15 protein-coding genes and 1 tRNA gene are annotated in these 15,124 nt (G+C 68.0%); 6 read left to right on the top strand and 10 right to left on the bottom strand.

The genetic code is table 11. The annotated features are described in order from the left end of the window. Window positions 1-102: 102 nt before the first annotated feature. The 5 genes from HNO88_RS16830 to HNO88_RS16810 form a co-directional block, all read right to left on the bottom strand. A complete protein-coding gene (locus tag HNO88_RS16830) occupies window positions 103-282 on the bottom strand; it encodes a hypothetical protein (protein ID WP_184248199.1) in 180 nt (59 codons plus the stop codon). Between the two features lie 39 nt (window positions 283-321). Further along, entirely contained in the window at window positions 322-1,404 is a 1,083-nt protein-coding gene (locus HNO88_RS16825; protein WP_184248196.1) for a DUF1440 domain-containing protein, read from the bottom strand. Between the two features lie 190 nt (window positions 1,405-1,594). Beyond that, a complete protein-coding gene (locus HNO88_RS16820; RefSeq protein WP_184248193.1) occupies window positions 1,595-2,404 on the bottom strand; it encodes an SDR family NAD(P)-dependent oxidoreductase in 810 nt (269 codons plus the stop codon). Between the two features lie 166 nt (window positions 2,405-2,570). Next, window positions 2,571-3,323, bottom strand: a complete 753-nt coding sequence (locus tag HNO88_RS16815) for an SDR family oxidoreductase (RefSeq protein WP_184248190.1) — start codon at window positions 3,321-3,323, stop codon at window positions 2,571-2,573. A 132-nt stretch (window positions 3,324-3,455) separates the two neighbouring features. Further along, window positions 3,456-4,568, bottom strand: coding sequence for a helix-turn-helix transcriptional regulator (locus tag HNO88_RS16810; protein WP_184248187.1), 1,113 nt, complete (start codon window positions 4,566-4,568; stop codon window positions 3,456-3,458). Window positions 4,569-4,675: 107 nt separating this feature from the next. Here HNO88_RS16810 and HNO88_RS16805 point away from each other — a divergent pair, with 107 nt between their 5' ends. The 6 genes from HNO88_RS16805 (at window position 4,676) to HNO88_RS16780 (ending at window position 9,619) form a co-directional block, all read left to right on the top strand. Beyond that, window positions 4,676-5,806: an LLM class flavin-dependent oxidoreductase gene (locus HNO88_RS16805; RefSeq protein WP_246381902.1), complete on the top strand. Its 1,131-nt coding sequence runs from the start codon at window positions 4,676-4,678 to the stop codon at window positions 5,804-5,806. After that, window positions 5,803-6,969 carry a sulfotransferase family protein gene (locus HNO88_RS16800; RefSeq protein WP_184248184.1) on the top strand — a complete coding sequence of 389 codons (1,167 nt, stop codon included), beginning with the start codon at window positions 5,803-5,805 and terminating at the stop codon, window positions 6,967-6,969. Before HNO88_RS16805 ends, HNO88_RS16800 begins: the two co-directional genes overlap by 4 nt. A gap of 172 nt (window positions 6,970-7,141) precedes the next feature. Next, window positions 7,142-7,948: a sugar phosphate isomerase/epimerase family protein gene (locus HNO88_RS16795; protein WP_184248181.1), complete on the top strand. Its 807-nt coding sequence runs from the start codon at window positions 7,142-7,144 to the stop codon at window positions 7,946-7,948. 2 nt (window positions 7,949-7,950) lie between these two features. Beyond that, the gene (locus tag HNO88_RS16790; RefSeq protein WP_184248178.1) at window positions 7,951-9,186 is read left to right on the top strand and encodes a DUF1214 domain-containing protein; all 1,236 of its coding nucleotides are present in this window, start codon (window positions 7,951-7,953) and stop codon (window positions 9,184-9,186) included. Window positions 9,187-9,268: 82 nt separating this feature from the next. After that, window positions 9,269-9,344: transfer RNA gene (locus tag HNO88_RS16785), tRNA-Thr, on the top strand. Between the two features lie 53 nt (window positions 9,345-9,397). Then, window positions 9,398-9,619 (top strand): hypothetical protein, encoded by a 222-nt coding sequence (locus HNO88_RS16780; protein ID WP_184248174.1) that lies wholly within the window; start codon window positions 9,398-9,400, stop codon window positions 9,617-9,619. On the opposite strand, the gene HNO88_RS22875 is transcribed toward HNO88_RS16780, so the two are convergent. The 5 genes from HNO88_RS22875 to HNO88_RS16755 all read right to left on the bottom strand — a co-directional run bounded on the left by HNO88_RS22875 (window position 9,616) and on the right by HNO88_RS16755 (window position 14,945). Next, the gene (locus HNO88_RS22875; protein WP_184248171.1) at window positions 9,616-10,767 is read right to left on the bottom strand and encodes a sensor histidine kinase; all 1,152 of its coding nucleotides are present in this window, start codon (window positions 10,765-10,767) and stop codon (window positions 9,616-9,618) included. The two genes, HNO88_RS16780 and HNO88_RS22875, sit on opposite strands and share 4 nt — an antisense overlap. Continuing rightward, window positions 10,764-11,243: a thermonuclease family protein gene (locus HNO88_RS16770; RefSeq protein ID WP_184248168.1), complete on the bottom strand. Its 480-nt coding sequence runs from the start codon at window positions 11,241-11,243 to the stop codon at window positions 10,764-10,766. The genes HNO88_RS22875 and HNO88_RS16770 overlap by 4 nt, the downstream gene beginning before the upstream one ends. Before the next feature lie 246 nt (window positions 11,244-11,489). Further along, window positions 11,490-13,241: a DEAD/DEAH box helicase gene (locus HNO88_RS16765; RefSeq protein ID WP_184248165.1), complete on the bottom strand. Its 1,752-nt coding sequence runs from the start codon at window positions 13,239-13,241 to the stop codon at window positions 11,490-11,492. Window positions 13,242-13,315: 74 nt separating this feature from the next. Continuing rightward, window positions 13,316-14,071, bottom strand: coding sequence for a ZIP family metal transporter (locus tag HNO88_RS16760; protein ID WP_246381899.1), 756 nt, complete (start codon window positions 14,069-14,071; stop codon window positions 13,316-13,318). A gap of 43 nt (window positions 14,072-14,114) precedes the next feature. Continuing rightward, window positions 14,115-14,945, bottom strand: coding sequence for a glycoside hydrolase family protein (locus tag HNO88_RS16755; RefSeq protein ID WP_221420074.1), 831 nt, complete (start codon window positions 14,943-14,945; stop codon window positions 14,115-14,117). Between the last annotated feature and the right edge of the window lie 179 nt (window positions 14,946-15,124).

The raw sequence follows: 15,124 nt of genomic DNA, 5'->3' as shown, positions 1-15,124 counted from the left end.
CTCGAGAGGGCACAAGCCGCTCTGCAACTTCGCCGAGGCTCTCAACGCCAGTCCGGCGCATCCTCTCACCGGCGGCTGAGAGGCCGCCCCACGTCGACCAGCTTAACGGCGCCAGAACGCCAGACGGTCCCGGACCTTGCGCCAGTGGAACACGGCAAAGCCGCCGCCGAACACGCTGCCCGCCATCAGCAGCAGCTTGGCGATGGCGCCGACCGTACCGGTGAGCGCACCGATGGTGACACCCCAGAACAGCTGCGACAGAATGGCGACCAGGGTTCCCATCCCCGCAACATCGGGGAGGAGGCCTGAACAATCAAGGCGTTATGCTGCCAGGGGCAGATCCTGGCGGCTCTGTCGCTGGTTCTCGCGCAGCGCCGCATAGCCAGCCAGTGCCGCCGAACCGAGCAGCGACAAGGCGTCCTCGGCAAAGGCCACCGGGGCATCGCGACCGATCGCGCGGGCCAGCGCGGCTCGGGCCTTGTAGCTGATGTAGGCTCCGGCCAGTGCGCCCGCGGCACCGATCCCGGCTGCCAGCAAGGCACGCCCGGGCCGCGCCGCGGCCGCTCCGGACAAGGCGCCGCCCATGGCGCGGCCGGCGAGGGCTGCGGGGGTGATCCGCGCGGGAATTCCGGGCTGCTTGTCGGCGATGTACTCGCCGATCGCCGCCGCACTCATGATCGCGCCGGTCCACTTGGACGTGAGGAACGACAGCGGCGTGCCTTCCAGGCCAAGGCCGCTGCTCGCCGCCGCCACCGTCACGGCAGCGGGCGGAGTGAACGTGCGCTGGCCATTGGCGAGGCCGAGGAACAGCGGCACCGAGACATCCTCGATCGTGACGCCGGAGCGCTCGCCCCGGCTGTCCAGCACGGCGATCGGGGGCCGGCGGCGCAGGCCCTTGCGCACCGCCTCGGTGACGAGACCGAACACCGCGTGCGAGGCAAAGCCGTAAAGGTGGGTGCGCAAGGTATAGCGCAGCGGCTGGCGGGCGAAGCCGGCGAGCGGCACCGCGATCTGGTCGATCAGCGTGGCGCAGGCGAGGCCGAATGCGAGACCCCGCCACCGGGTCACGCCCGGAGCGGTCTCGGCGAGCGCGCCGTAGGCCGCGCCGACGAGCGTGCCCGTGACATAATGCACCGCCTGGCCACCGACCCGGCGGTCGGCACGGCGCAGATGCACCGAGCCTGCGAGCCGGGCAGCGCTGAGCGCGGCCTGCTCGGTCGCCGGCGGCTTGGATCCCGAAGGCTGGAACAGCGACGCGGAGTAGGTTTGGAACACTTCCATCACCGCCGCACCGGCCAGGCCGGCGAGCGCACCCGCAGCGGCACCATCCGCGACGTCGACGGCGGTGTCGACGGCCGGTCGCGGTTGGGTGAGAGTCTCGCCGGTGCTGGTTTCGAGAAGCATGCGCGTCGTTCCTGTCCTGCCTTGCCGTACGGCTTTCAGGAGAGGGACGTTCGGGATGGACCGCGGGTTCCCGCCATGCGTCGAGACGGCCCATCGGGGCGAGCGTGAGCCGCGGGTGCAGCCCACGCCCAACGCTCCTGCCGGCACCGACCAGGCTCAAGAACCTCGATCGGCCCCGGTGACGAACCCGTCAGCTGCCGTCGGTGTTGACGCTGACGATACCCGGCCGCTCGGCACCCATGCCGGAGAAGCCGATCGAGTAGCCACCGTCCACGGGAAGGATCGTGCCGGTGACATAGGCCGATTCGTCGCTGGCGAAGAACAGCGCGGCATTGGCGATGTCCTGCGCCAGGCCCCAGCGGCCCATCGGGATACCGGCGAGCGTCGGGAAGTCGGCAGGCGGGCGGTCGTGCGTCCTGGATGCCTCGACCAGGCCGGTCCACATCGTGCCGGGCGCGATCGCGTTGATGCGGATGTTCCTGTCCGAATAATCGAGCGCGGCGGTCTTGGTCAGCTGGTTCACGCCGGCCTTGGCGGCGCCATAGACGCTGTGATGCTTCCACCCGACCACGCCCGAGGCCGAAGTGGTGTTCACGATCGAGCCGCCGCCGGTCTTCAACATCGAGAGGATGCCGTACTTCATGCCCAGGAACGCGCCCTTGATGTTGGTCGCGTGCACCGTGTCCCAGGTCTCGACGGTCTGATCCGCCAGCGGCGCCATCGGGCCGCCGAAACCGGCATTGTTGCACAGCACATCGATCTTGCCGAAGGTGTCCTCGGCCTTGGCGATCATCGCCTGCACATCGGCCTCGTTGGAGACGTCGCAGCGGATACCGACCGCGATGTCACCGAGCGAAGCCGCGACTTCGTCCTGCTTGCCCGAGATGTCGGCCAGCACCAGCTTCGCGCCTTCGCGTGCGAACAGCTCCGCCATGGCCTTGCCCATGCCCGATCCGGCGCCGGTGATCACGGCGACTTTGCCTTCCAGCCTTCCGGCCATCGGTCTTCTCCCTTGTCGTTTAGCTACGAGGAAAACTCGTCGTCCCCGCGGAGGCGGGGCCCCCGCTTGTTCTTTGCGCGCATCGCCGTGATCCCAAGAAGCGGGGCCCCCGCCTTCGCGGGGGCGACGGATGATGTGAGTCCGGTCAAGCCGCTGCCACTTGCGCTCAAGCCGTCGTGTCGATCGTCGGGCGGACCGTGATCTCCGAAATGTTCGCGCGGCGTGGCATCGCCATCATGAAGACGATGGTCTCACCGATGTCGCGAGGCTTGACCGCGCCGTCCTTGCTGACGTGCGCGGCGATGGCGGTGCGCCAGTTCGGGTCCTTGATGCCGCCTGCCACTTCGGTCTCGGTCGCGCCGGGCATCAGCGTGGCGACGCGGATGTTCCTGCCGCCCAGTTCCTGGCGCATGCCGTCGGTCATGAAGTTCACCGCGTGCTTGCTGGCCGAGTAGGCGCTGGTCATCGGTCCGCCCTTGCGACCCGCAAGCGAGGAGATGGTGACGATGTCCCCCACTCCTTGCGCCAGCATGTGCGGTACCGCCTCGGCGCAGGTATAGACCGTGCCCATCAGGTTGATGTCCATGACCTGGCGGTAGGTCTCGGTGTCGCAGTTCTCGATCCCGCCGGCCTGCATGATCCCGGCCGAGTTGACGAGGATGTCGATGCGCCCGAACGCCGCGACGGTCCGGGCGACGGCGTTGCGGGCGTCGGCCTCTACCGCCATGTCGCCCGGGATCGCCAGCGCCTTGCCGCCCAGCGCCTCGATCTGCTGCACCAGCCCGGCGAGCCGCTCCGCCCGCCGCGCGGAGATTGCCACAGTCGCGCCTGCCTCGGCCAGGCACAGCGCCGTCGCTTCGCCGATGCCCGAACTGGCCCCGGTGACGAGCGCGACTTTGCCTTCGAGCAGCTTGGACATGGGCAGGTGCATCCTCTCGATTTTTGGCAAGTCGCGTTCGGCGCCTGACCTTTATAAAGTATCCAATCGATGACGTGGCATGCTTAGCGTGTCAATGCTGAGCACGTGTTCAACAGCCCGGCTTGTATACTGTCAGGCGATGGCGAGCACGCTGCGGTGGATGAAGCGCACCAGGTCCGCCTGGCCCCGCGCGCCCGTCTTGGCGTAGATCCGCTTGGAGTAGGTGCGTGCCGACTCCACCGTCAGCCCCAGCTCGCCGGCTGCCTCGGCGATCGACATTCCGCGGCTGAGCGCGAGCGCCAGCCTTGCCTCGCTCGGCGCCAGGTCGAACAGCTGGCCCAGCTGGTCGCAGCGGTCGGCAGAGGACCAGTTGTCGGCATGGACATAAGCGATGATCGCCGGCGCTACGCGCATCGTCCCCATCCGCTCGGCCGAGGCGACCAGCAGCAGGTCCAGCCAGGGCTCGCGACTCAGCACGATCGCCCGTGGCCGCGCCTGGGGGTTGCCGAGCAGGTCGGCGACGGCAGCGACGATCTCCTTGCGAAGCGCCGGGTTGCGCGCGGTCAGCTGCCCGTCCTTGCCCCGCGCCAGCGTCGCGCTCGCCGCAAGCAGCTCGGCGCCGATGTAGTCGGTGTCGAGCACGCGCCCTTCGGCATCGAGCGTGACCCAGCCAAAGCTCATGCGCCGGATCGCCTCGGTCGCCACCGCCGCGCCCATCCGCTCGCGCTCGAGCGCGACATGGCCGCGCATCGCCGCGCGCAGATAGGGCGCAAGATCGACGAGCAGCGCGTCGACGTCGCGGCCGAAATCGCCGGTGCGCCGGGTGATGGTGATCCACCCGCTCACCCCGCCGGGCTCGGCCACGCGGATCATGCGCATGTGGTTCATGCCGCTGGGTTCGAGCAGCTGCGCCAGGAATTCGCGATGCGCCGGATCCTCGAACTGCAGCAGTTCGTCGAGCGCATAGACACTGCCCTCGGCCATGTCGTGATAGGGCATCGGGTCGCGGCGGTAGAGCTCCTCGCGATAATGGCGCGAGACCATCGGCGGCGAAGGTTCGCCGGCATAGAGGTGGATGACGCGCGCCTCGGGCGTGCCGAACGGCAGGGGGCGGAACACCAGGCTGGCATAATCGCCGCGCACCCGTTCCTTCAGCCGCTGCAGGAACACCGACCATGGCGGGCTCTCCACCAGGCCCGCGATCAGCGGCTCCACCAGCGCTGCGGCATCGTCTCCGGAAAGCATGTTCTATCCCCAAATGGGAATTTGCGTTGATGGGGGCCTAGCCCACAACCGGGCCGCGGACAATCGCGCCCGTGAAGAGGTGCGACGACGCAAGAGGATGCCCCACCATGCCGCTGAACATGCCCGTCCAGCCCGCCGCCTTCCTGCGCACCACGCTGCCGCTCGGCATCGACATGGTGGGCGAGTACGATTCCGGCCGCTACCATTCGATCTGGCTGCCCGATCACATGGTCAGCTTCTGGCCGGATTCGATCTGGACGCCCGAGTTCACCGAACTCGCCACGATCAGCCCCAGCCCGCATCGCCATCTGGACGGCATGGCCGTGAGCGCGGCGGCGGCGGTGCTGACGAAGAACACGCCGCTCGCCACCACCGTGATCGACACCGTGCGCCGCCACCCGTCGCTGCTGGCGCAGTCGGCATTGACGATCAGCCATCTGTCCAAGGGCCGGTTCATCCTGGGCCTGGGTTCGGGCGAGCTGGAGAACACGGTGCCCTACGGGTTCGACTTCAAGAAGCCGGTCAGCCGCTTCGAGGAGTCGATCAAGGTCATCAAGCTGCTGTGGCATTCCGACGGCCCGGTCGATTTCGAGGGCGAGTTCTACAGGCTGGAGCACGCCCGCCTCGACACCGAGCTGTATGACGGCAAGGCGCCCGAGATCTGGACAGGTGCGGCAGGGCCCCGCATGCTCGGCATCACCGGACGCGAGGCGGACGGCTGGTGGCCGGCAGGCTCCTACACGCCGGAGGATTTCGCGGCCAAGCTCAAGGCCATCCTCGACGCCGGCGACGCGGTGGGCCGCGACATGAGCCACTTCACCCCGGCGCTGACTCAGATCTGCCTGATCGGCGAAGAGGACGAGATCGACGAGATGCTCACGCAGCCGATGGTCAAGTCGATCATCGCCATGCTCAACGCCAAGGATTTGGCGCAGTTCGGCTACGAGCATCCGATGGGGCCCGACTGGCACGGCATCATGGACTTCGACCCGCATATCCTCACCCGCGAGCGGATGATCCGGTTCTGCAAGGACCTCGACACCCAGATGATCCGCGACATCTTCCCGGTCGGCACCCCCAAGCAGGTCGCCGCCAAGATCAAGGGCTTCATCGACGCCGGCGTGCGCGTCTACAAGCTGATGGAGTACGGCGGCATGGGCGGGCTGCGCTTCAGCGCCAGCTCCGCCGCCAAGGTGCGCGAGACCGAGGACGAGATCCAGAGGCTGGTCGCGGCATGAGCGATCTCGATGCCGCGGCGCTGCTGGCTCGAGCTGAGGCAGACACCGGCTTGTCCGACTGGGCGGACGATACGTTCACGCAGCGCTTCGGGCTAGCGGTGGCGCACATCAACACGATCCCGATGAATGCCGCGGGGCGTGAAGCCGCGGCCGAGAACATCCACTGGCTGCTCACCGATCGGCTCAAGTTCTTTCAGGATCGCAAGGACTACCCGCTCGCCGACGAGGTGATCGAGCGCCCGATGTTCGCCACCGGCGAGCCGCGTTCGGGCACCACGCTGATGCATGCGCTGATGAGCGTCGATCCCGATGCACGCGCGCTGCGCTTCTGGGAAGTCATGCATCCGTCGCCGCCGCCCGGCACCGTGACGGGCGAGGACCCGCGCCGCGCTCTGGCCGACGACGAATGGCGCGAGATCAACACGAAGATGGCCAAGTGGCTGCACTGCCACCCCTACAACGACATGCTCGGCGACGGCCTGCCCGAGGACGAGCGCACCTGGGGCTTCGACTTTCGCGTGATGACGCCGACCGGCTGGTGGCGGGTGCCGATGCAGAACCTCTCGCTGGGCCTGCCGAGCGAGCCGGTGGCGCAATACCGCATCCACAAGGCGATGCTGCAGGCCTTCCAGTACCGGCGACCGAAGAAGTACTGGGTGCTGAAGGGCTTTCACACCATGCGGCTGCAGGCGTTCTTCGACGCCTACCCCGATGCGACGCTGGTGTGGCTGCACCGCGATCCGGTGATGGTCGCGGCGAGTTCGACGATGATGATGTCCGACATCATGGAAGGCATCGTCGGCAAGATCGATCTGGTGAAGGAAGCGCGGCAGCACCTCGATCGCGTCCGCATGTCCAACAAGGTCACCATGAGCAACCCGCTGGTGAACGACCCGCGCATCCACCACGTGCTCTACCATGACTTCGTGCGCGATCCGATCGCCACGGTGCGCGGGTACTACGCGTTCGCCGGCCGCGAGTTCACGCCGCAAGCCGAAGCGGCGATGCGCGACTACCTGGCGAACAACAAGGGCGATCGGCACGGCAAGTTCCACTACTCGACCCAGGTGCTGGTGGATGCAGGCTATGACATCGACGCGCTGAACGAGGAGTTCCGGCCATTCCGCGAGCGGTTCGGCGTGCCGATCGAGGTTCGGACGTGATCCCCTCGTTTGTATCAGCACCGGTAAACCCACACCTCGTCGTCCCCGCGAAGGCGGGGACCCCGCTTGTTCTTTCTGCCCTGTCATGTGGACCAGGAGAAGCGGGGTCCCCGCCTTCGCGGGGACGACGGCAGTTGTGTGCAAAAGGCTTTTACCTCGACAGGCAGCATTGATGCACCCGCGCGTAAGCCTGCACGAAGTCGCCTTCATCGCCGAAGGCACGCGCGCGTTTGCCGAGCACGCGGGCCGCATCGGCGTGCGCAACCTGACGCTCGCAACCGGACCGCTGCTTTCGCTCGGGCCCCCGGCGGTGGCGGCGATCCTCGCGGGAACCGGCACCCGCGCCGCGGCGCTGAACCATGTCTTCGCCGTCCACCCCGACCTGCCGCAGGACCGGGGCGAGGCCGCCCGCCAGCTCACCGCCGCGATCGACGCCGCGGCGCGGCTTGGCGCCGACCGCATCTATCTAATCTCGGGCGGTCGCGGAGTGCTTTCGTGGGAGGCCGCTGCCGAGCGCTTCGCCGAACTGATTGCCCCTTGCGCCGACCACGCTCGGCAGAACGGTGTGACCCTGCTCGTCGAGAACGCCTCGCCGCTCAACGTCGACATCCACCTTGCCCACACGCTGCCCGACGCGATCCGCCTGGCCGAGATCGCCGGCATCGGCGTGTGCATAGAACTCCACGCCTGCTGGATGGAAGGCGCGCTGGACGCCAATCTTGCGCGTGCGATGCCGCTGACCGGCCTCGTGCAAGTGAGCGACTACGTGCTGGGCGACCGCGTCTCGCCCTGCCGGGCGGTGCCGGGCGATGGAGCGATCCCGCTCGAACGCCTGCTCGGCACCGTTCTGGAGTTGGGCTACGAGGGGCTGTTCGACCTCGAACTGGTCGGCCCGCGCATCACTGCGGAGGGCCCGGTAAGCGCCACCACCCGCGCTGCCGAGTACCTGTCCGAACTGCTGACACGATTGGGAGCCTGAGCATGGCCAATGGCGACGGACCTGCCGATGCCGACCTCAAAGCCGCCTGGGAGCGCTTCTGCGACCGGTTGAAGGAGGCCGGCACTTACGCCTTCAAGGACGCCAACCCGCCCGCGCCAATCCACCGCGCCGATGCTTTCCGGTTCCTCACGCAGAACCTGGGCCAGGCCTTCGACCTTGCACTGGAGACGAAGGATCCGGCGTTCCCGCAAGTCCACTACTTCACCACGCCGACGATGAAGCTGGGCGGCGACGTCTCGGACTTCACGTATCGTCAGGCCTGGATCTCGGGCGAGCATACGTATCGCCTGACCGGCCAGCGCGGCACCGCCCGCTGGCTCAACATCACCGTGCAAGGCCCCAAGCCCGACCGGATCCCCGGCACCGACCACCCGCCGCTGCATGAGCCGTTCGGCGACATTCCCGAATGTAACGTGCTCGGCTCGCAATTGGAGACCGACGCGGACGGGTACTTCGAGCTGATCGTCGGTGGTGAGGAAAGACCCGGCAACTGGCTCCCCACCACACCGGGCAGTCGCAAGCTGTTCATCCGCGAGGCCTTCGATGCATGGGGCGAGACGCCGACCCCGCTCACCATCGAACGCCTCGGCATGAAGGAGCCGCGGCCGATGGCCACGCCCGGGCAGATGGTTGACGCTTTCGAATGGGCCGGCGACTTCGTGACCGGACTGATGGCGCAATGGCCCGAGCACTCGTGGATGACCTCTGGCGGCGTCTGCGATCCCAACCAGCGCAACCAGTTTCCCGCCGACAAGTCCGCCGACACCGCCGACGATACCAAGCGCGGCCGCATGGCCGCGCACATGATCTGGCGCCTGCAGCCCGACGAGGCGCTGGTCGTCGAGATGGACTGGCACGACGGCTTCTGGATCTTCGGCATGGGCGGGCCCTTTGTGGGCTCGATGGACTTCCTCCACCGCCCGACCAGCTACACGCCCGCGCGCACCAGGGTGGATGCCGATGGCGTGGTGCGACTGGTGCTGAGCCACGACGATCCCGGTGTGCACAACTGGCTCGACACGCAAGGCTTCAGCGATGGCAACCTGACCTATCGCAACCTGATGAGCCGCAATGCGGCGACGTTCCGGACGAAGCTGGTCCGGCGGTCGGAGCTGATGGCTCACTTGCCCGCGGATACGGCGATGGTCACACCCGAAGAACGCGCGGCCATGCTCCTGGAGCGCTATCGCGCGATCAAGCTGCGCTTCGGGATCTGACCGCCAAGGCGCAGTAAAGTCGCTTGCACAGAATGGCCGGCGCCGGTAAACGCGCCGCCTGCCCCCGGCCCGGCCGAGGCGCGCCGCAGTAGCTCAGCTGGTAGAGCACGACATTCGTAATGTTGGGGTCGGAGGTTCGAGTCCTCTCTGCGGCACCACTTTCTTGGGATTGACGCAACATGGATGTGGCGCAGGTTCGCATGCGGGCCTCGTGACGATCGACCATGCGAACGGCCGGCGAGAGATGATCATGATGACGGCCGACCAGCTTGCCAGTTTCATCGTCGAAAGCATCGACCGGCACGGCCTGCGCGGGCTGATCTACGAGGCGGACGGAATGACCGACGTGGTCGTCCACGGCAAGGTCAACATGCTCGCCGTCGCCCAGGACGTGATCGCCGCGCTGGAGACTCAGTCCCGCCCTGCAAGTTAGGCGGCAGTCGCGATGTGCCTCGCTTGCGAGACAGAGGCAGGCCGCGAAGCCGGTTGCATCTGATCCAGGGGCAGGCGGATGACGGCGCGATAGCCTTCGGTGCAGGGCCCGACCTCGAGCGAGGCGCGCTCGGCGAAGCGGATCGCCAGGCGCTGGCGGATGATGTGCAGGCCGATGCCCTGGCGATCCTGGCTCGTGCGCTCGCCCAAGCTCTCGCCTAGCGAGTTGACCACGCTGAGCACGAGGTCCTCGCTGTCGGCTCGCGCGTCGACCGTCACGCTCGACACACCGCGGCTGCGGGCCACACCGTGCTTGATCGCGTTCTCCACCAGCGGCTGGAGGATGAAGTTGGGCACCGCGACTTGCGCCACCGCCGGGTCCATCGCCACGGACACGCGCAGGTTTTTGCCGAAACGCGCGCTCTCGATGCCGAGGTACGCGCGGATCACTTCGATCTCCTGTGCGACCGGCACGTCGGCCATCGGGTCGGTGCCAAGCGAGCCGCGCAGGAACTCGCACAGGCGCATGATCATCTCCTCGGCCTCGTCCTTGCGGTCGATCAGGACAAGGCTGGAAAGCGAGTTGAGCGCGTTGAACATGAAGTGCGGGTTCAGCTGCAGGCGCAGCGCGGCGGCTTCGGAGCGGGCGGCGGCGGCCTCGGCAGCCGCGGCACGGGCGGCCGCCGAATGCGCGGCGCCGCGCACGTGCATCGCCCAGAGCAGGGTCAGCGACAGGCAGAAGGTCCACAAGTAGAGGATGCCTACGGTCGTGAGCCGCTGCAGGTTGATGTTGAGTGTCCAGACCTGCCACTCCGGGATGAAGTACAGCGAGACCCAGCGCAGCCAATAGAGGTCGAAGGCGGCCTGGACTGCCGTCGCCGCGAGCAGCGCCACCGCTTGCGGCGGCCAGCGTAGCCACGACGGCTGGCGGCGCAGGCGCGCGCGTGCGTAGTGCAACGCCAGCGTCTGCGAGACGCCCAGCGCGAACAGCGGCACGGAGGCGAGCAGGTTCAGCCCCGGCACCGAGCGGCCGAGCAGGTAGGCGATGATGTCGACCAGCAGATAGCCGAAGCCCCAGACCACCAGCACCGGCGCAACGACCGTCCGCTGCAGCGGCGGAGCCTTCCAAGCTGCGGCGCCCCCGCTCACCGGATGACCTTCTTTGGCTGACAGGCGACCAGGCGCCCCTCGGGATCGTACTGCGGCCAGCGCGCGGCCATTCCGCTCTTCAGCATGGCGCAGCTCAGATCGGCACCCTTGGCGTTGCGGCACAAAGCGCCCACCCGCCCGAACGAGGTGGGCCCATAGGACATGCAGTCGAGCCGCCCGGCGGCAAGACGCGTCAGCTCGGCCTTGGCGGCCAGGCCGCTGGCGTCGGGGCACAAGTCGAACTGGTGGCAGGTATCGTCGACCTCGCGCGTCTCGATCCCGCGCAGGCGGATCAGCACCGGCTGGCCGTCACGATCAACTTCGGAGCAGGCGATCGGTCCGTCGCCGTCGTAGACGCTCAGCACGCTGCAGCGGAAACGCTCGCCCGCGGCCGTGTCGACACGCACGGGCGCCATGTCGCGTGCGACATTGAACAGAATGAAAGTAACCGCGCTGACAATGATGACAGCGATCACAACGCCGATGCTGCCAGGACCGCTCGCCGGCCGGGCGCTCCCCACAACAGACACGCGATCACCCCACCTATCGCATTACTTCCCTTGATTGAGCGTATACATGCGCCGGGGTCACGCATCTATAGCGATCAGACAAGCGCGATCAGGTGAGCTTGCACTCTACCGTGGACGAGGGCGCTGTTGCTTTTGCCTGGCCGAGCGCACCGCAAGGCAGAAAGTGCCGCCTTGCCTCAAGTGCAAGGCGCGTCAGCCGCGCTGGCGGGGAGGCCCCTTGCGATGCGGCTTGCCGGAAGCGGGACCACGCGAACCACCGCCGCCACCGTCCCGCGCCGGGCCGCTGCGGTACTGGCGCGCGTTGTGCTTGGCATTCTGGCGCGGCGTCTCGGCCGGACCGCCCTCGGCCTGCTCGATGCGCACGCCGCTCTCGTCCGAGCCATCGGCGCCGGCAGTGCGGGCGACGGCAGCCGCGAACTTGCCGGCCGTGTTGCGCGGGATCTGGAACCAGGTTTCGGTCGCGGCGATGCGGATGGCGCCGATCTCGCCCTTGGTCACGTGGCCGCGGCGGCAGATCAGCGGCAGCACCCAGCGTGGGTCGGCATTCTGGCGGCGACCGATGTCCATGCGGAACCAGACCACGTCCTCGAACCCGGGACGATGCTTGTCGGCTTGCGCGGCCTTGCGCGCCTCGGGCGTGCCTTCGATCAACTCCTCGGGGCTTGGCAGCGCCGAGCGATAGGCACGCACCAGGGCGGCCGCGATATCTTCGGGGCTGCGCTCCGCCAGCAGGCGGGCGCCAAGCTCGCGATCCTCCTCGTCGAACTCGACGGGTGCCAGCAGCGCTTCGAGCGTCCGCTCGCGGTCCTTGGCGCGGATGTCCTCCGGCGTCGGCGCGGAAATCCACTCGGCCTGGACGCGCGCGTCGCGCAGCATGCCTTCGACGCGGCGGCGACGCGGATAGGGCACGATGAGCACGGCGGTGCCCTTCTTGCCCGCGCGTCCGGTGCGGCCCGAGCGGTGCTGCAAAGTCTCGGCATCGCGCGGCAGCTCGACGTGGATCACCAGGCTGAGCGTCGGCAGGTCGATGCCGCGCGCCGCCACGTCGGTGGCGACGCAGACTCGCGCGCGGCGGTCCCGCAAGGCCTGGAGCGCGGCGTTACGCTCGTTCTGGCTGTGCTCGCCCGAGAGCGCGACGGCCTCGAACCCGCGCTCGGTCAGGCTGGCATGGAGGTGGCGCACGTTGTCGCGCGTGGCGCAGAACAGCATCGCCGTGTCCGCTTCGTGCAGGCGCAGCAGGTTGATCGCGGCATGCTCGATGTCGGACGGCGAAACGGTGACCGCCTGATAGGCGATATCGCCGTGGCCACGCTCTTCGCCCACGGTCGAGATGCGCAGGGCGTCGCGCTGGTAGCGCTTGGCGAGTGCGGCGATCGGCTTGGGCATCGTCGCCGAGAACAGCAGCGTGCGGCGCTCGTCCGGAGTGCCGTCCAGGATCTGCTCCAGATCCTCGCGGAAGCCCATGTCGAGCATCTCGTCCGCTTCGTCGAGCACGGCGACGCGCAAGGCCGAGAGGTCGAGCGCGCCACGCTCCAGGTGATCGCGCAGGCGTCCCGGCGTGCCGACGACGACGTGCGCGCCCTGCGCCAGCGCGCGGCGCTCCTTCGAGGGGTCCATGCCGCCGACGCAGAAGGCGATGCGGGCATTGGCGGCGGCATAGAGCCAGCTGAGTTCGCGACTGACCTGCAGCGCCAGTTCGCGCGTAGGGGCGATGATCAGCGCCAGCGGCATGCCCGCAGGCGGCAGCGCGCCATCTGCGAACAGCTGTGCGGCCATGCCCAGGCCAAAGGCGACGGTCTTGCCCGAGCCGGTCTGTGCCGAGACGATGAGGTCACGCCCTTCCGCCTCCGGCTCGAGAACGGCACTCTGGACGGGGGTCAGCGCGGAATAACCGCGCGCGGCGAGCGCTTCGGAAAGAAGCGGGGGAACGGATGATGGTGTCATGAAGAGCGGCTCCATGCGCCTCTAAGCGCCAAGACACAAGGCCCGTGGCCGATTCGACGCTATTCGGGCCTTCCTCAGCCACCCATCTTAGAGAGGATGAACGCCAGCAGGAAGCCCGCCACGGTGATCAGGCCGGAGAATTCGTGCGTCTCTTCGGTCGCCTCGGGAATCATCGTGTCGACGAGCATGGCCAGGATCGCGCCCGCGGCGATCGCGGTCGTGGCGGCGATCACGTCGGGCGTCGCGTCGGCCAGCGTCACGTTGCCGACCAAGGCGGCCAGGCCGGAGAGCACGGCGATGCCGCCCCATACGCCGAAGATGTAGCCCGGCCCATGCCCTGCCCGCTTCATGCCGGCAGCGCTAGACAAGCCTTCGGGCACGTTGGAGAGGAACACTGCGGCAACCGTGACCAGACTGACGCCACCGCCCTCGAGTAGGCTGACGCCGATCACCACCGACTCCGGAATGCCGTCGAGCAGGGCGCCGATGGCGATGGCGAGCCCGGAGCCGCTGTCGGCAGAGGGCTGGCTGCGATCGGGATTGGAGCCGGAGCGCTTGCGGTGCCGAGCACCCGCCCTGGAAACCGCGACATTGGCCAAAGTATAGGCCAGCGCCCCGCCGACGAAGCCCAGCGCCGTCGAATCGAAGCCGCCGCGCTTGTACGCCTCGTCCATCAGATCGAAGGCGACGGCCGAGATCAGCACACCCGATCCGATCGCCATGATCGCGGCGATCAACCGCTGCGGCAGTTGCACGAGGTAGGCGATACCCGCGCCGAGCAACAGCGCCGAGCCGCCGACCATTCCCCAGAAGCCTGCCACCAGCGCCATCGACATCCTGGCGTAAACCGTGGTGCCGCCGATGGCTCCCGCGTCAGCTGCGGCGGATCAGCGCGCGGGCCAGGCGGCGATCCTCCAGCGAGTAGTACAGCCAGATGGCCCCGTCGGCGACCACGACCGATGCAGCGAAGGCGATGTCGGTCGCAGTACGATCGTCGCACGGCGGCGGTGTGATCAGCGGTTCGATCCCGCGCGCGACGACATGCGTGCAGCAGGCATCGAAGGCGACCCAGCCAATCCGCCAGCGCGCATCGCGGGTAGCACCGTTGTAGAACATGACCGGCGTGCTCGGATCGTCGAGCAGCAGCGGCCCGGTCGACAAATGCCAGTCGTCCCAGCTGTTCGCACGGGGCATGAACGGGGTCGGCTGCTCCGTCCAGGGCCCGGCGACATCCTCGCCGACGGCGACGCCGATGCGCGAGGCCTCGTCGGCGGCATATTCGTAGAACAGGCGCCAGCGACCGTCCTCCATCCGCTCGACGGTGGCTTCCTTGGTGTTGCCCTCGGACTTCGACGAGGCCAGCGCGACGCCGCTCTTCGTCAGCCGGTCGAGCGAGGGGCCGGTGGCGTAGGACAGCTCGCCATGCGCATGGTCGGCGAGCACGCCCGAGTAGTAGACGAGGTATCCTTCCTCGCGCCGGACCACCGTGGGATCCTCGACTCCGCCGGCGTCGTGATCGCCGGGGCCGGGTACGATCGAGGGCGCATCGAGCATGGTGAAGGCAAGACCGTCATCGCTCCAGCCGGCCCAGATCACGCCGGTATCGGTGAGCGGCTCGCCCGGCCGCACGACCGCGCGCACCATGATGCCCCAGCGGCCGTCGGGCTCGCGCCAGATGTACGGGCTCATCAAGTCACGGGCCATCAGCGCGGGCGGTCCGCTGAGTGTGACCGTCTCGATCCGCTTGACGTTGAAGTCCAGCTCGACCGGCTGCGCGGCGACGCCCTCCTTCACATGCGGATCGGAAACGGGAGAGCCGTCGATGGTCTGCTGGAGCACCCTGATTTGTTCCTGGGCTTGTAGCTGGTTGCAGCGAGTGAACG

Source organism: Novosphingobium chloroacetimidivorans, assembly GCF_014204535.1.
Lineage (GTDB): Bacteria > Pseudomonadota > Alphaproteobacteria > Sphingomonadales > Sphingomonadaceae > Novosphingobium > Novosphingobium chloroacetimidivorans.
The sequence above is the reverse complement of the archived record's forward strand: the minus strand, read 5'-3'. Positions and strand labels throughout refer to the sequence as shown.

Excerpts from the sequence above, each read along its gene's own strand:
- HNO88_RS16805 (WP_246381902.1), top strand. The coding sequence starts at position 4,676 with ATGCCGCTGAACATGCCCGTCCAGCCCGCCGCCTTCCTGCGCACCACG.
- HNO88_RS16765 (WP_184248165.1), bottom strand. The coding sequence starts at position 13,241 with ATGACACCATCATCCGTTCCCCCGCTTCTTTCCGAAGCGCTCGCCGCG.
- HNO88_RS16810 (WP_184248187.1), bottom strand. The coding sequence starts at position 4,568 with ATGCTTTCCGGAGACGATGCCGCAGCGCTGGTGGAGCCGCTGATCGCG.
- HNO88_RS16815 (WP_184248190.1), bottom strand. The coding sequence starts at position 3,323 with ATGTCCAAGCTGCTCGAAGGCAAAGTCGCGCTCGTCACCGGGGCCAGT.
- HNO88_RS16830 (WP_184248199.1), bottom strand. The coding sequence starts at position 282 with ATGGGAACCCTGGTCGCCATTCTGTCGCAGCTGTTCTGGGGTGTCACC.
- HNO88_RS16795 (WP_184248181.1), top strand. The coding sequence starts at position 7,142 with ATGCACCCGCGCGTAAGCCTGCACGAAGTCGCCTTCATCGCCGAAGGC.
- HNO88_RS16760 (WP_246381899.1), bottom strand. The coding sequence starts at position 14,071 with ATGGCGCTGGTGGCAGGCTTCTGGGGAATGGTCGGCGGCTCGGCGCTG.
- HNO88_RS16800 (WP_184248184.1), top strand. The coding sequence starts at position 5,803 with ATGAGCGATCTCGATGCCGCGGCGCTGCTGGCTCGAGCTGAGGCAGAC.
- HNO88_RS16820 (WP_184248193.1), bottom strand. The coding sequence starts at position 2,404 with ATGGCCGGAAGGCTGGAAGGCAAAGTCGCCGTGATCACCGGCGCCGGA.
- HNO88_RS16825 (WP_184248196.1), bottom strand. The coding sequence starts at position 1,404 with ATGCTTCTCGAAACCAGCACCGGCGAGACTCTCACCCAACCGCGACCG.
- HNO88_RS16790 (WP_184248178.1), top strand. The coding sequence starts at position 7,951 with ATGGCCAATGGCGACGGACCTGCCGATGCCGACCTCAAAGCCGCCTGG.
- HNO88_RS16755 (WP_221420074.1), bottom strand. The coding sequence starts at position 14,945 with ATGGCCCGTGACTTGATGAGCCCGTACATCTGGCGCGAGCCCGACGGC.